This is a genomic window from Curtobacterium sp. MCBD17_032, from assembly GCF_003234855.1.
Classification (GTDB): domain Bacteria; phylum Actinomycetota; class Actinomycetes; order Actinomycetales; family Microbacteriaceae; genus Curtobacterium.
Genome location: NZ_QKTO01000003.1, coordinates 312,705 through 326,461 on the forward strand (window position 1 = coordinate 312,705; position 13,757 = coordinate 326,461).

17 protein-coding genes are annotated in these 13,757 nt (G+C 73.6%); 5 read left to right on the forward strand and 12 right to left on the reverse strand.

Features of this window, described 5'->3' with window-relative positions; all coding sequences use genetic code 11:
- Positions 1-162: 162 nt before the first annotated feature.
- Together DEI91_RS06980 and DEI91_RS06985 are read left to right on the forward strand one after the other, a co-directional pair.
- Complete coding sequence (locus tag DEI91_RS06980; protein ID WP_146244228.1) at positions 163-618, forward strand: MarR family winged helix-turn-helix transcriptional regulator; 456 nt, start codon at positions 163-165, stop codon at positions 616-618.
- A gap of 364 nt (positions 619-982) precedes the next feature.
- Positions 983-1,855, forward strand: a complete 873-nt coding sequence (locus DEI91_RS06985) for a phospholipase (protein ID WP_258374316.1) — start codon at positions 983-985, stop codon at positions 1,853-1,855.
- 84 nt (positions 1,856-1,939) lie between these two features.
- On the opposite strand, the gene DEI91_RS06990 is transcribed toward DEI91_RS06985, so the two are convergent.
- Genes DEI91_RS06990 through DEI91_RS07000 form a run of 3 tightly spaced genes read right to left on the reverse strand, consistent with a single transcriptional unit; the run spans position 1,940 to position 3,527 of the window.
- Complete coding sequence (locus DEI91_RS06990) at positions 1,940-2,305, reverse strand: hypothetical protein (protein ID WP_111051580.1); 366 nt, start codon at positions 2,303-2,305, stop codon at positions 1,940-1,942.
- A complete protein-coding gene (locus DEI91_RS06995; RefSeq protein WP_146244229.1) occupies positions 2,302-2,964 on the reverse strand; it encodes a hypothetical protein in 663 nt (220 codons plus the stop codon). Before DEI91_RS06995 ends, DEI91_RS06990 begins: the two co-directional genes overlap by 4 nt.
- On the reverse strand, positions 2,961-3,527 hold the full coding sequence (locus tag DEI91_RS07000) for an RNA polymerase sigma factor (protein ID WP_111051582.1): 567 nt from the start codon (positions 3,525-3,527) through the stop codon (positions 2,961-2,963). The genes DEI91_RS06995 and DEI91_RS07000 overlap by 4 nt, the downstream gene beginning before the upstream one ends.
- 158 nt (positions 3,528-3,685) lie before the next feature.
- On the opposite strand from DEI91_RS07000, the gene DEI91_RS07005 reads away from it, so the two are divergent.
- Positions 3,686-4,321 (forward strand): MOSC domain-containing protein, encoded by a 636-nt coding sequence (locus tag DEI91_RS07005; RefSeq protein ID WP_111051715.1) that lies wholly within the window; start codon positions 3,686-3,688, stop codon positions 4,319-4,321.
- 36 nt (positions 4,322-4,357) lie between these two features.
- Here DEI91_RS07005 and DEI91_RS07010 read toward each other — a convergent pair whose 3' ends face one another.
- The gene (locus DEI91_RS07010; protein WP_111051583.1) at positions 4,358-4,741 is read right to left on the reverse strand and encodes an MmcQ/YjbR family DNA-binding protein; all 384 of its coding nucleotides are present in this window, start codon (positions 4,739-4,741) and stop codon (positions 4,358-4,360) included.
- Positions 4,742-4,924: 183 nt separating this feature from the next.
- Between DEI91_RS07010 and DEI91_RS07015 the strand changes: the two genes are divergently transcribed.
- Positions 4,925-5,224 carry an excalibur calcium-binding domain-containing protein gene (locus DEI91_RS07015; protein ID WP_111051584.1) on the forward strand — a complete coding sequence of 100 codons (300 nt, stop codon included), beginning with the start codon at positions 4,925-4,927 and terminating at the stop codon, positions 5,222-5,224.
- A 19-nt stretch (positions 5,225-5,243) separates the two neighbouring features.
- Here DEI91_RS07015 and epsC read toward each other — a convergent pair whose 3' ends face one another.
- The 5 genes from epsC to DEI91_RS07040 all read right to left on the reverse strand — a co-directional run bounded on the left by epsC (position 5,244) and on the right by DEI91_RS07040 (position 9,832).
- Complete coding sequence (gene epsC, locus DEI91_RS07020; RefSeq protein WP_258374317.1) at positions 5,244-5,828, reverse strand: serine O-acetyltransferase EpsC; 585 nt, start codon at positions 5,826-5,828, stop codon at positions 5,244-5,246.
- Positions 5,825-6,763, reverse strand: coding sequence for a cysteine synthase A (gene cysK / locus DEI91_RS07025; protein ID WP_111051585.1), 939 nt, complete (start codon positions 6,761-6,763; stop codon positions 5,825-5,827). Before cysK ends, epsC begins: the two co-directional genes overlap by 4 nt.
- Before the next feature lie 185 nt (positions 6,764-6,948).
- Entirely contained in the window at positions 6,949-7,299 is a 351-nt protein-coding gene (locus tag DEI91_RS07030) for a DUF1016 domain-containing protein (protein WP_258374318.1), read from the reverse strand.
- A 299-nt stretch (positions 7,300-7,598) separates the two neighbouring features.
- A complete protein-coding gene (locus tag DEI91_RS07035) occupies positions 7,599-8,648 on the reverse strand; it encodes a dipeptidase (RefSeq protein WP_111051587.1) in 1,050 nt (349 codons plus the stop codon).
- A 20-nt stretch (positions 8,649-8,668) separates the two neighbouring features.
- Positions 8,669-9,832: a YeiH family protein gene (locus tag DEI91_RS07040; protein ID WP_258374319.1), complete on the reverse strand. Its 1,164-nt coding sequence runs from the start codon at positions 9,830-9,832 to the stop codon at positions 8,669-8,671.
- Between the two features lie 36 nt (positions 9,833-9,868).
- On the opposite strand from DEI91_RS07040, the gene DEI91_RS07045 reads away from it, so the two are divergent.
- Positions 9,869-10,375 (forward strand): SRPBCC family protein, encoded by a 507-nt coding sequence (locus DEI91_RS07045; RefSeq protein WP_111051718.1) that lies wholly within the window; start codon positions 9,869-9,871, stop codon positions 10,373-10,375.
- Here DEI91_RS07045 and DEI91_RS07050 read toward each other — a convergent pair.
- The 3 genes from DEI91_RS07050 to DEI91_RS07060 are packed head-to-tail and all read right to left on the reverse strand — an operon-like array spanning position 10,342 to position 13,738.
- Complete coding sequence (locus DEI91_RS07050; protein WP_111051588.1) at positions 10,342-11,169, reverse strand: MurR/RpiR family transcriptional regulator; 828 nt, start codon at positions 11,167-11,169, stop codon at positions 10,342-10,344. The genes DEI91_RS07045 and DEI91_RS07050 overlap by 34 nt on opposite strands.
- Complete coding sequence (locus DEI91_RS07055) at positions 11,166-12,458, reverse strand: allantoate amidohydrolase (protein WP_111051589.1); 1,293 nt, start codon at positions 12,456-12,458, stop codon at positions 11,166-11,168. Before DEI91_RS07055 ends, DEI91_RS07050 begins: the two co-directional genes overlap by 4 nt.
- Positions 12,455-13,738, reverse strand: coding sequence for an alanine--glyoxylate aminotransferase family protein (locus DEI91_RS07060; RefSeq protein WP_111051590.1), 1,284 nt, complete (start codon positions 13,736-13,738; stop codon positions 12,455-12,457). The genes DEI91_RS07055 and DEI91_RS07060 overlap by 4 nt, the downstream gene beginning before the upstream one ends.
- Positions 13,739-13,757 lie beyond the last annotated feature (19 nt).

Sequence of the window (13,757 nt, forward strand, 5' to 3'; positions counted from 1 at the left end):
ATCCGTACAGCTTCGGTCAGGAGCACCGGTCCGTGTGGCACGACGCCGTCCGGCGGCACGGCGGGGCCGTGCGCGACGACGGCACCCGTGTCCCCCGTCTGCGGCACCCCGTCGACCGCTACGATCGTGCTCACCACCCGATCCGAGCCCCGCGGAGCAGCCATGACCGACCTCGACCCGGACCGCACCGAGGTCGCCGCACGACTCGCCGCGGCCGTCGGTCGGATCAACCGGCGGGCCCGTACCGACTCGGCGTCGCTCGGGTACGGCATCGTGTCCGCGCTGGCCTCGATCGTCCAGCACGGACCCCTCCGGCCCGGCGACCTGTCGCGGATCGAGGTCGTCACGAAGCCGACCATGACCCGCATCCTGACGGAACTCGAGCAGCGCGGCTTCATCGAGCGCGATGCGGACCCGCGCGACGGTCGGGCGTTCATGGTGAGCGCCACCCCGGCCGGGGTGGACGCCGTCGACGCAGCCCGTTCCGAACGCACCGGCATCGTCGCCGGGCTCATCGCGGAGCTGTCCCCCGACGACGTCGACGCGATCGCCCGAGCGCTCGACGCCCTGGAGCGCGTCGCGCAGAGCCCCACCGTCCGGGCGGGCACCCCGTCCTGACCGTCTCCGGCTCGTCACCGAACCGTCACCGGCGCTCCGGACGGGTTCCTGGGGAGCCGTTGCTGACGACGCGTCCAGGATGGCGGGTCATCGTGGCCGCTTCGCCCCGCGAGTGACCTGACCGTCACCGTGCCGCGGCGGAACGGACGGGTCCCCACACCACCGTCCGGTCCTCCCCCGGCTCGCGGGTCCACGCGACGACGCGGACGGCAGGGTCCCCCACCGCTGCCGTCTCCCCGGTGCACCCGGCCGTCCCGACGACCGGTCGCACCGGTGTCCGGCGTGCGCTCCACCCGCGCACCCCGTCCGGGCACCACCGTCGTCCCGAGGACCCGCACCACGAGCCGGCCGACCCCCGGAACCCATGACGCGAACTCCTCCCCGCTCCAGCGCCCCCGTCCCCGGTACCCGGCGCGCCGCCCTCGACACCCCGTCCCGTCGGATGCGTCGGACCCTGCGCCGGCACGGCGTCCTCCTCGCCGGCGGTGCCGCGGTCGTCGCGATCGCCGGCGGTGCGCTCACCGTGACGCAGCCCGCGCTCGGCGAGGCGCTCGGCGTGCCCAGCGCCTCCGCGACGCCCGGCCTGGCCGGAACCGACCTCGACCGAGCGCAGGCCGCGGCGACCGTGGCGACCGCCCGGACCGTCGTGCAGGACGCCAACGCCGAGACCGACACCGCGGAACTCGAGCAGCACATCGCGTCGCTCGCCGACGTGCGCTCCCTGTCCGGCTCGGCGCTGACCGAGCGCATCGCGGCGACCGTCGACACCACGCAGGACGTCGCGCAGGCGAGCGCGGACCAGGACGCGCGGGACGCCGCGGCGCGCGCGGCCGCGGCGGAGCGGGCAGCGGAGCAGGCCGCCGCCGAGGCAGCCGCCGCTCGTGCGGCCGCGGAACGGGCAGCCGCGGAAGCGCAGGCACGGGCGAACACCCCCGCCGGGGCGAAGTCCGTCGCCGCGTCGATGGCGTCGTCCGAGTACGGCTGGGGCGCGGACCAGTTCCGCTGCCTCGACAGCCTGTGGACGAAGGAGTCCGGCTGGGACTACCATGCCGTCAACCCGGACGGCGGTGCGACCGGCATCCCGCAGGCGCTCCCCGGCTCCAAGATGGCGACGGTCGCCGCAGACTGGCGGACCAACGCGAGCACCCAGATCACCTGGGGGCTGCGCTACATCGACGCGTCCTACGGCACCCCGTGCAGCGCGTGGTCCCACTCGCAGGCCGTCAACTGGTACTGAGCCACACCGCGGGGTGAGCCGGCGCGGACGGGCGGGGTCGGGCCTCCCGTCCGGCGCGGGCCGCTCCCTGCGGCCGCGTCGCCGTCAGCCGATCCGGGCCACCCGCACGTCGATGCGGGTGGGCGTCCGCCCACCGGCCTGTGCAGCCTCGAGCGCCGCGTCGTGCACGGCGTGCGCGACGCCGGGCGCGGGTGCGGTCCCGTCCGTCCCGATCGCCAGGCGGAGCACCGACCCGTCGACGCCGACGCGTGCGCCGGCGGCACCCGCACGACCCGAGGCGAGGCGGCGCACGGCCGCGACGGCGCCGCCGATGGTCGGCCGCGGTCGGTAGAGGTCGGTGACGCCGGGGACGGCGAGGACGGCGGCCTCGACCGCCAGGAGCGCCTCGACGGTCCACGGGGCGGCGGTCTCCTCGGCGACGTCGCCGCCGGGGGTGGTGTGGTCGGTCATCCGGCTGTCTCCTCGTCCGTGGTCCGCGGGGTGATGAGGTCGCGGACGACGACGTCCACGGCCTGCACCGTCAGGTCGGTCTGGGTGGCGAGGGCCTCCTCGACGGCCCGCCGCACGACGTCGGCGACCGGGACGAGCGGGATCCCCGCCACCACCGCGATCTCCACCGAGACGCGGACGGGCGCAGCGAGTGCACCCACGTCGCCGTCGAGGACGCAGCGGGACACGACGACACCGGGCACGCCGTCGCCGGCACGCCGGACGAGCGACCGGACGGCGCCCTCGGTCAGGACCGGGCGCTCGGTCGGAGCCGCGGGCCACAGCGGGATGTCCCGACCGGCACGGGCCTCGAGGGAGATGTTCGCCAGGACCCCGCCGATCCAGGACTCGTCGGCCGGCGGCTCCGCCTCGGCCGCCCGGTCGAGGGACGCGAGCGACGCCTGCCGCAGCCGCATGATCGCGGCGAGGGCGTTCTGGCACGCGGGGCTGTCGTCGATCGTGGGGTCCGCGGGGCGCATCCCGGCGTCGAGGTAGTCGGCGAGCTCGTCGATGGTGTGCCCGTCCAGGTCCTCGGGCTCGAGGGTCGCGAGGTCCGGCTCGTCCGGCTCGGGCCTCCCCGTCGATCCGGACGCGGCGGTCGGTTCGGGTGCGGCGGTCATCGCCATCCCTCCATGAGTCGGATCATGTTCTTCCGGGCACGTGACAGCAGCCCGCGGACGGTCGACGTCGGCAGGCCGAGTTCCGCGGCGATGTCCTCGTAGCGGTACTCGAGGACCTCCTTCATCACCCAACAGCGGCGCTGGTCGAGGGGCAGTTCGCGGAGCGCGCGGTCGACCGCGTCCTCACGGGACCGGGCCTCGGCCACCCGCTCGGGGGCGCCGTCGGACGGTGCGGCGATCTCGAGTTCGGTCACGTCGTCGTGGTCCCGGCGCGACCGGATGCGGTCCAGGCACTTCCGGCTGAGGATGCGCATGAGCCAGGCCTTCACCCGTCGACGGTCCTCGAGCCCGTCCAGCCGGTCCCAGGCGGTGATGAAGGTCTCCTGGACCACGTCGTCGAGCTCGTCCGTTGACCCGAGCGTTCGTCGCGCGTAGGCCCGGAGCAGCGGCGTGTGTCGTCGGATGAGGACCTCGAACGCCCGGACGTCACCGTCGGTGGCACGGTCGGCGAGCACCTCGTCGTCGAGGTCCACGAGGTCCGTCCGGTGTTGCTGGGGCTGCACGTGTTCCTTCTACCGGGAGTGGGTGCGGACGGCCCGCGTGTCGGGGCGTCCGGTCACCAGTGGGACGGACGCCGGAGCCGGATCGTCACACCGGGTCCGGCACCGACCCGCGACGGACCGGGGTGCACGAGCGGGCCGACGTACGGCAGGCTGTCCCCATGTCCGTCGTCACCGCCGTCTGCCGCGTCGACCAGCTGCTCCGGGACTCCGGCACGATCGGCGTCACCGCGATCGACAAGCGACCGGTGCCGGGTCCGGTCCGCGTCCGTCCCCTCGGCCTGCACGCCGACGTGCAGGCGGACCGGAAGCACCACGGCGGTGAGGACCAGGCCGTCTACGTGTACGCCGACGAGGACGCCGCGTACTTCGCCGGGCAGCTCGACCGGCCGATCCCGCCCGGGCTCTTCGGCGAGAACCTGCGCACCTCCGGCATCGACGTCACCGGCCTCGTGATCGGCGAGCGGTGGCGGATCGGTGAGGTCCTGGAACTCGAGGCGACGATCCCGCGGACCCCATGCGGCACCTTCGCCCGGCGGATGGGGATCGACAAGTGGGTCAAGCGCTTCGCGGAGGAGGGCCGCCCCGGTGCGTACTTCCGCGTCAAGCGCTCCGGCCCCGTGGCCGCGGGCGACACCGTGACGGTGCTGGCGCGCCCCGAGCACGGCGTCACGATCGGGCAGATGTTCGCCGGACTCAGCGCGGACCAGGCAGCTGCGGTGCTCGCCTCGGGTGACGGGCTCGCGCCGAAGGTCGTCCGGGAGGCCCAGCTCGCGCTCCGGCGCACCGCCGTCTGACCGCGGGCGGCCGGCGTGACCCTGGCGCGCTCGCTCTCAGGGCTGCGGTCCGCCCCGGGTCGGGTCGAGTGGACGGCGTGTCCGGGGTAGGCCCGCGACGACGAGGTCCCAGGCGTTCGCGACGAGGTCCTCGACCAGCGTCTCGTCGAGGCCCGTCCCCGGCGAGAGCGTGATCCAGTGCCGCTTGTCCATGTGCCAGCCGGGGGTGACCTCGGCGAGGTCCCGCACGAGCGCGGCGCCGTGCGGCGGCGCGCACTTCAGGGTGACGATCGGGACACCACGGAGTTCCGTGGTCATCACGAACATCTTCCCGACCACCTTGTAGACGTCCGTACCGTCGCCGAACGGCTGCGTCTCGGTCACGGCGGGGAGTGCCACCGCCGTCCGAGCGGCGACCGTCTGCAGGGTGCTGCCGTCCATGCGCCCATGATGCCCGGGACCGGGGACAGCGGCGGGACGGGGCCGCGCCGACGCACCGGGCACGCGCCGGCTGCGTTCGGGCTCGTTCGGGCCTCGTTCGGGGGGTGAAAGAACCTCATTGTCCGGCAGTACCCTCGTCCTGCCGACGTGCCCGACGCCGGTCACCGTCCTGGAGGAACCACCATGCAGACCACCCGCACCCTCGGGGTCACCGCCCTCGCGCTCGCCCTCACCGTCGGCGGTGTCGTCGGCACCGCGACCAGCGCCTCCGCGGCCCCGAAGGCCTACGCGAACTGCGCCGCCGTCAACAAGGTGTACTCGGGCGGCATCGCGAAGAAGTCGGTCACGAAGAACAAGGTCACCTCCGGTGGCACGACGTCGTACCGCCCGCTCAAGGGCACCGTCAAGAAGGACGACGCGCTCTACAACGCGAACAAGAAGATGGACCGCGACGCCGACGGGATCGCCTGCGAGAAGAGCTGACCGTTCGCGGCCGTGCCGGTCAGAGCTCCGGGACGCCCTCGTGGCCGGAGCGCGGCCGTGCCGTCCCCGCGACGCCGGTGACGACCGAGCCAGGCGGGACGTCCTTCGTGACGACCGTGCCGGCGCCGACGACCGAGTCGTCACCGATCGTGATGCCGCCGATGACGGCGGACCCCGCGCCCAGGACGACCCGGTCACCGACCGTGGGGTGACGCTTCGACCCCGGCCCCGGGCCTCCGCCCCGACCGCCCAGCGTCACGCCGTGGAACGCGAGGACGTCGTCGCCGATCACGGCGGTCTCGCCGATCACCACCCCGATGCCGTGGTCGATGAAGAAGCGGCGTCCGATCCGCGCCCCCGGGTGGATCTCGATCCCGGTCAGGGTGCGGGTGGCCTGCGCCAGGATTCGCGCGACCACACGGGAGCCGGGCAGGCCGCGGGCGTGCCACAGCCGGTGCGCGACACGGTGGGACCAGATGGCGTGCAGGCCGGAGTAGACGATCGCGTTCTCGAGGTCCCCGCGCGCGGCGGGGTCACCGCGGCGTGCTGCGGCGAGGTCCTCCCGGACCGTCCGCAGCACGCCGCGGCGTGGAGCGCTCGTCACGCAGAGAGTCCCTCGAAGAGCACCGTCGAGAGGTAGCGCTCCCCCGTGTCGCAGACGATCGCGACGACGCGCTTGCCGGCGTTCTCCGGACGCGCCGCGACCTGCAGGGCTGCGTGGATGATGGCACCCGAGGAGATGCCGGACAGGATGCCCTCCTCCGTGGCCAGCGCGCGGGCGACCCGCAGGGCGTCGTCGAGTTCGACGTCGATGACCTCGTCGATCACCGAACGGTCGAGGACCTCCGGGACGAAGTTCGCTCCGATGCCGGCGATCTTGTGCGGCCCGGCCGTGCCCTTCGTGAGCAGGGGCGAGTCGGCCGGTTCGACGGCGATGACCTGCACACCGGGGACGCGCTCCTTGAGGACCTGCCCGACACCGGTGATGGTGCCGCCGGTCCCGACACCCGCGACGAACACGTCGACGTGCTCCTCGGTGTCGCGGAGGATCTCCTGCGCCGTGGTCCGACGGTGGATCGCTGCGTTCGCGGTCGTCTCGAACTGGTGGGCGAGGATCGCGCCCGGGGTCTCGTCGACGATCTGACCGGCGCGTTCGACGGCGCCCTTCATGCCCTCGGAGCCCGGGGTCAGGACGATCTCCGCTCCGTACGCGCGCATCACGGCCCGGCGCTCGACGCTCATGGTCTCGGGCATCGTGATGACGACCTTGTACCCGCGGGCCGCACCGACGAGGGCGAGGGCGATGCCGGTGTTGCCCGACGAACCCTCGACGATCGTGCCGCCGGGCTCCAGCTCGCCGGACTCCTCGGCTGCGTCGATGATCGCGACGCCCAGACGGTCCTTGACGCTCGCGCCGGGGTTGTAGAACTCGAGCTTGGCGAGGACCTCGGCCCCGCCCTCCTGCGGCAGCCGGTTGAGCCGCACCAGCGGGGTGTTGCCGAAGGCCTGCGAGATGTCGTCGTAGATGGTGCCGCTCATCGGATCCGTCCTCACGTCGGTTGCCGCGACTCCTCCCGTGGAGGCGCGGTGCGCTGGCGATCCTAGCGACCGCACCCAGGGCGGTCCTGTTCCGTGACGGCACGGTCAGCGGGACTTCGCGGCGGCGCGCTGCGCGGTGCCGTGGCGACCGAGTTCACCTGCCCCAGGAGGGCGTCGTCGTGAGCTCATCGGGATCCGAGCAAGGCACGGCGCAACTGCGCCTCCGTCGGCAGGGAGCGCTGGAGTTCCGGCGGCAGGAGCTCGTACGATGCGACCCCGACCGGTGCGTTCGAGGTGCCCAGCGCGTACCGCACGACGGCGTCGTGCTTCCCGGCGACGAGCAGCAGTCCGACGGTCGCGGCGTGCTGGTCGCGCCGGAGCCGGTCGTCGACGAGGGTGACGGTGAAGGACAGCTGGCCGACGTTCTCCGGTCGGAAGTCGCCGGTCTTGAGTTCGACGACCACGTACCGCAGTTGCTCGACGTGGAAGAACAGCAGGTCGACGAAGAAGTCGGTGCCCTCGACCTCAAGGTGCAACTTGCCGCGAGCTGCACCTGCGTCCGGGTGCAGCGGACGCGCTCACGGATGGCGTGCAGTGTCTCGCCGTACCCGGCGGGCAGCAGAGGTTCCTCGTCCATCGACCGATGGTGACCGACGATCGGTCCGCCGGTCCAGGAATCGGGATGTACGACGTCTGCGATGCGAACGTGCGCTCCCGGTGGTCGTGACGGGCGGAGTCGGGCGACCCGCGGCTCCGCCCGTCAGCGCGGAACGACCACACGGCACGGTCCGAGGGGCTGTGGCGACCGAGTCGGGCGCCCCGCGCCTCCCGTCCGTCAGCGCGGCGCGACCGCGACGTGCGCCGTCCGCGCGAAGCGCTCGTCCGTCGCCTCGAGCACGCGCAGCACGTTGCCGCCGGCGAGCGCCCGCAGGTCCGCGTCGCCCCACCCGCGGCGGCGCAGCTCCTCGGCCAGCACCGGGTACCGGGACACGTCCCGCAGGTCCGGCGGCAGCACCGGGGTACCGTCGTAGTCGCCACCGAGACCGATGTGCGCCGCTCCCGCGACGTCCCGGGCGTGCTCGACGTGGTCCGCGACGTCCGCCACTGTGACGAGCGGCGGTCCCCCGACCGATCCGCCCTCCTCCCAGTCCGCCCACGCACGCGACACGAAGGCCGGCACGAACGTCACCATCACCACGCCGCCGTTGTCGGCGAGGCGACCGAGCACGTCGTCGGGGACGTTCCGGGGGTGGTCGGCGACCGCGACGGTCGACGAGTGGCTGAACACGACCGGCTGGGTGGCGACGTCGAGGGTGTCGCGCATCGTCGCCGGTGCGGTGTGCGACAGGTCGACGAGCATGCCGATGCGTTCCATCTCGGCGACGACCTGCCGCCCGCGGTCGGTCAGCCCGCCGTGCGCCCGAGCACCCGTGGCCGAGTCGGCCCACGGTGTGTCCTCGTTGTGCGTCAGGGTCATGTAGCGGACGCCGAGCCGGGCGAGGTCACGGAGCACTGCCAGGTCGTCGCCGATCGAGTGGCCGCCCTCGGCGCCGAGCAGCGAGGCGATGCGGCCGGAGGCGACGGCGGCCCGGACCTCGTCCGCCGTGCGGGCGAGGGCGAGGTCGTCCGGGTAGCGGTCGACCATGCGGTGCACGAGGTCGACCTGCTGCAGCGTGGTCCGGACCGGGTCCGCCTCCTCGACGGGCACGTAGACGGACCAGAACTGACCGACGACCCCGCCGGCGCGGAGCTTCGGCAGGTCGGTGTGGAGCGAGCCGTCCTCGGAGTCGATGCCGTCGACGCCGGACGCGTGCGTGTCGCGGCGCTCCCACGGCAGGTCGTTGTGTCCGTCGATGACGGGGAAGGCGAGGGCGTCGAGGTCCATGCCCCGACCGTAGCGGCAGGTCAGAGGGTGCCGGTGAGGGCCTGGAGTCCGAGGCTGGACACGGACACCACGATCCACAGGGCTCCGCCGAGCAGCAGCGGGCGGACGCCGGCGCGGCGGAACCCGGCCAGGTCGGTGGAGAGCCCGATCGCGCTGAGCGCGACCGTGATGAGGAACGCGGCGACCGCGGCGATCGCCGGGTGCGCCGGCCCGGGGACGAGACCGGTCGAGTTCACCGCGGCGGCCAGCACGAAGCCGATGAGGAACCAGGGCACGAGGCGGAGGACCCGACGTGGCGACCACCGCGGGGACGTGCGCGTCGTCGGGCGGGCCTGCGCTGACTCCACCTGCGCTGACTCGGCCAGCGCTGACTCGGGCAGCGCTGACTCGGGCAGCGCTCGTTCGGGCAGCGCGCCGCCGTCGAGGGCGACGCCGTCGGCCGGCGCCGTGCCGGTGCTCGAGCGACGTCCGACGAGCCACGCCAGCGCGAGCACGACCGGGATGATCATCAGGGTGCGGACGAGCTTCACGACGACCGCGGATTCCGCCGCGCCGGCCCCGTACGTCGTCGCCGCGGCGACGACCGACGAGGTGTCGTTCACCGCCGTGCCCGCGAACAGACCGAACGCGTGCTGACTCATCCCGAGCGCGTGCCCCACCACGGGGAAGACGACGACCGCGGCCACGTTGAACAGGAAGATCGTCGACACGGCGTAGGCCACCTCGATCGACACCGCGCCGATCACCGGGGACACGGCGGCGATCGCGGAGGCGCCGCAGATCCCCGTCCCCACCCCGATCAGGGTGCGCAGGTTGCCGACGACGCCGAGCGCGCGACCGATCCCCCACGCCGCGAGCAGACAGACGGCGAGGGTGCCGAGCATGACCGGCAACGACGCCGCGCCGACGCGGGCGACCTGCGCCAGGGACAGCTGCGCGCCGAGGAGCACCACCGCCGACTGCAACACGGTCTTGCTCGCCGTCGCGATGCCCGGCCGGAACACCGCGCCCGGACGACGGATCGACCCGATGACGGTCCCGATGAGGACGCCGCTGACCGGAGCGCCGACGACGGGCAGGAAGCGTCCGACCACGGTGGCGACCACGGCGATGCCGGTGGCGAGCGCGAGTCCGGGCAGGAGCCTCCCGGCACGGTCCAGCGGGCGCACGGCGGCATCGGTCACGTGACCATCCTGCCGTCCGTGGAGCAGGATCGTCGTGTGGGTGCTGCTTTCCGGATCGTGACCGACCTGCCGGTGCCGCCGGAGCGCGCCTTCGCGCTCTCCCTCGACATCGGGGCGCACCTCCGCTCCATGGCCGCGAGCGGTGAGCGGGCGGTGGCCGGACGCACGAGCGGGGTGATCAGGCTCGGTGAGACCGTGACGTGGCGGGCACGCCACCTCGGCGTCGTCTGGCGGATGACGAACCAGGTCACCGTCCTGGAGGTGCCGCACACGTTCGTCGACGAACAGGTGCGCGGGCCCTTCACCCGGTTCCGGCACGAGCACCGGTTCGAGCGCACCCCTGACGGGACGCGGATGGTGGACGAGATCACGTTCCGGGCCCCCTTCGGGCCGCTCGGGACGATCGTCGAGGGGCTCGTGCTGCGCCGGTACCTCCGGGAGCTCATCGTCGAGCGGAACCGCTCGCTCGTGTCCGAGCTCCGCGCCGAGCGGGGGTCCGGGCCGGTGCCTCAGGAGCCGGCGAGCTCGCCGAGCGTGTCGTAGGCGGCCGCGACCGCCTCGACCCGGGTCCGACCTCCCGGTCCGGAGGCCTCGTAGACGTCGTTCGTGATGGCCGCGACCACGGCGAACAGGGCCGACATCGAGTCGAACGCCGAGGGTGAGTCCACCGGGCAGAGGACCGCGGTGGCCGCGGGCGCCGCGATGACCGCAGCGGTGGGGTCACCGAGCACGACCACGTCGGCCCCCGTCCCGACGCAGTGCCGCACCACGCGGTCGACGCCGGCGGCGTGCCGTCGCACGGTGACGACGAACACGAGGTCCCGGCGGTCGAGATCGGCGACCTCCTCACCGAGGCGCTGCCCGGGTGACGGACCGATGCGCACATCCGGACGGACCTGCGCGAGCTGTGCGCGCAGCTGGAGGGCGATCGGGTACGCGCCGCGCTCGCCGACCACCAGGACCCGACGGGCGCGCATCACACGGCGGGCGAGTCGTGGCCGGTCGGCCCGGGCGAGCGAGGCGAACGCGGCGTCGAGGTTCCGCGCCTCGACCGCGCGCTGGTCGACGTGGGCGGCGTCCTCGGCGGCCCACGGCAGACCGGTGCCACGGGCGGACATCAGGTTCTGCCGGACCTCCGCGGCGTCCTGGAAGCCGAGGGACCGGACGAGCCGTGACACGGTCGCCTTCGAGGTACCGGACTCCGCGGCGAGCTGCGCCGAGGTGCCGACGAGCAGGAGTTCCGGGTCGTGCCGGATCATCGCCGCGACCCGGCGCTCGGCGGGCGAGAGCCGCTCCCACACCCGGTCGATCCGCTCGCGGACGTCCGGGGCGGTCACGCGTCCGCTCCGGAGGAGAGGCGGTGCTCGTGTGCGAGTCGTTCGACGGCCGTGGTGAGCGCGTCGAGACCGAGCGCGACGTCCCCCGCGGAGACGAACTCGTCCGGGTGGTGACTGATGCCGTCCGGGTTGCGGAGGAACAGCATCGCGACGTCGGTGACGAGGCCGAGGGACATCGCGTCGTGTCCGGCACGCGAGAACAGCTCGAGGGGTGCCGGCTCGCCGGTCGCGACGATCCCCGCGCGGACGGCGTCCATCAGCCGCGGCGCGCAGAACACCGCCGGGGCGCGGTGCACCTCGGTCGGCGTCACGTCGACCCCGCGGCGCTCCCCGATCTCGCGGAAGGCGTCGGCGACGGCGTCCCACACGCGGTCCCGCCCGTCGTCGAACTCCCCGCGCAGGTCGACCGCGAAGGTCGCGAGTCCCGGGACGACGTTGACGGCTCCGGGTTCCACCGTCATGGTGCCGACCGTGCCGACGTGCTGCTCGGCGCGGCAGATCCGCTCCACGGCGAGTGCCGCCTCAGCTGCCGCGAGCAGGGCGTCGTGGCGTCGCTCGTAGGGCGTTCCGCCGGCGTGCCGGGCCTCTCCGACCGCCTGCACGGTGAAGCGTCGGGCGCTCGCGATGCTCGTGACGACACCGAGTGCCTGGTCGGCCTGTTCCAGGTACGGACCCTGTTCGATGTGTGCCTCGAGGTAGCCGACGAGCGACGCCGGTTCGACCGCGGCCTCGGCGATCCGTCCGGGATCGAGCCCGAAGGACTCGAAGGCGGACCGGAGCGTGGTGCCGTCCCCGTCGCGCAGGTCCCACCACGACTCGTCCCAGACGCCGGCGACCGCGGACGACCCGAGCAGGGCCTTCCCGAACCGGGTGCCCTCCTCGTCCGAGAACGCGATGACCTCGAGGGCGAACGGCAGCGCCCCGTGGTCCTGGACGAGGCGGGCGACGACCTCGACGGCCATGAGGACCCCGACGACGCCGTCGTACCGGCCGGCGTCGACGACGGTGTCGAGGTGGGAGCCGAGCAGGAGCACGGGGGCGTCCGGCGCGGCGCCGGCTGCGCGTCCGTGCAGGTTGCCGGCGGCGTCCTGCCACGTCCGCAGCCCGGCGTCGCGCATCCACGCGCCGACGGTCTCGTTCGCGCGGGCGTGCTCGGGCGACAGGTACACGCGGGTGATCCGACCGGGCGTCTCGGTGAGACCGGCGAGTTCGTCACAGCGGGCGACGACGGCGTCCGCTGCGGCCCGCGCCCGGTCGCTCGCGAGCGGCACCTGCACGACGGTGCTCACGCGGGCGCTCCGGAGGCGACGAGCGCCGGCACGTGCGGGGTCGAGGGCACGGCCGCCGACACACGGTCCGCCGCTGCGTAGACGTCGAGCGCCGCGTCGACGCCGCCACCCTGCGGAACCCGCTTCCCGCCGCGCCGCAGGCACTGCTCGAGGGCGGCGAGCGTCGTCACGACGGTGTCCTTCCGCGCGTTGTAGCCCATCGTCCCGATCCTCCAGACCCGCCCGTGCAGCGGTCCGAACGAGGTACCGATCTCGATGCCGTGGTCCTCGAGCATCGCTGCGCGGACGGCGTCCCCGCGGACCTCGTCCGGGATCTCCACCGCGACGACATTGTGCATCTTGTGGCCGACGTCGCCGAAGACCGTCAGACCGAGTCCCGTCACGCCCTCGAGCATCGCCCGGCCGGCCAGGGCATGCCGCTCGACGACGGCGTCGCGGCCCTCCTCGAGCAGGATGCGGGCGCACTCGTTCGCCGCGTAGAGCATCGACGCCGCCTCGGTGTGGTGGTTGAGGCGCCGGGGGCCCCAGTAGTCGAGGATCATCGCGAGGTCGAGGTAGTTCGACCGGATCGGGTCGTCGGAGACGTCGTCGCCCGGCTCGCGGATGCCGGCTTCGATGCTCCGACGTGTGTCGAGCACGGCGACCGCGGCCGGGGAGAGGGACAGTGGCGCGCTGCCGGAGGGACCACCGAGGCACTTCTGCAGGCCTGCGCTGACGGCGTCGATGCCCCACGCGTCCACCTCGAGCGGATTGCCACCGACCGAGGCCGTGACGTCCGTGTAGAAGAGCACGCCGTGCCGGGCGCAGACCGCCCCGAGTTCGTCGAGCGGCTGGTTCATCGTCGTCGAGGTGTCGCCCTGCACGATCGCCAGGACCTTCGGGCGGACGCGGGCGATCGCGTCCTCGATGACGGAGGTCGGGAACACCTGGCCCCACTCGGTCTCGATCGTGTGCACGGTCACTCCCGCGCGTCCGGCGATCTCGGCGAGGAGGTGTCCGAAGCGCCCGAACACCGGGACGAGCACGGCGTCCCCCGGGGCGAGGAGGGAGACGAGGGCGGCTTCGATGCCGGCGCGCGAGGTGCCGTCGACCAGGACGGTCGCGTCGTTGCGCGTGCCGAGGACCTGCCGGTACAGCTCCTGCGTCTGGTTCATCGTCTCGGTCATCCACGGGTCGTACTGGCCGACGAGGGGTGTGGACAGTGCCCGGAGCACGCGGGGGTCGGCGGTGATCGGTCCGGGCCCCATGAGGAGCCGCGCGGGCGGGTTGACGGGATGCATGTCGGTACCTTCCGTTCCT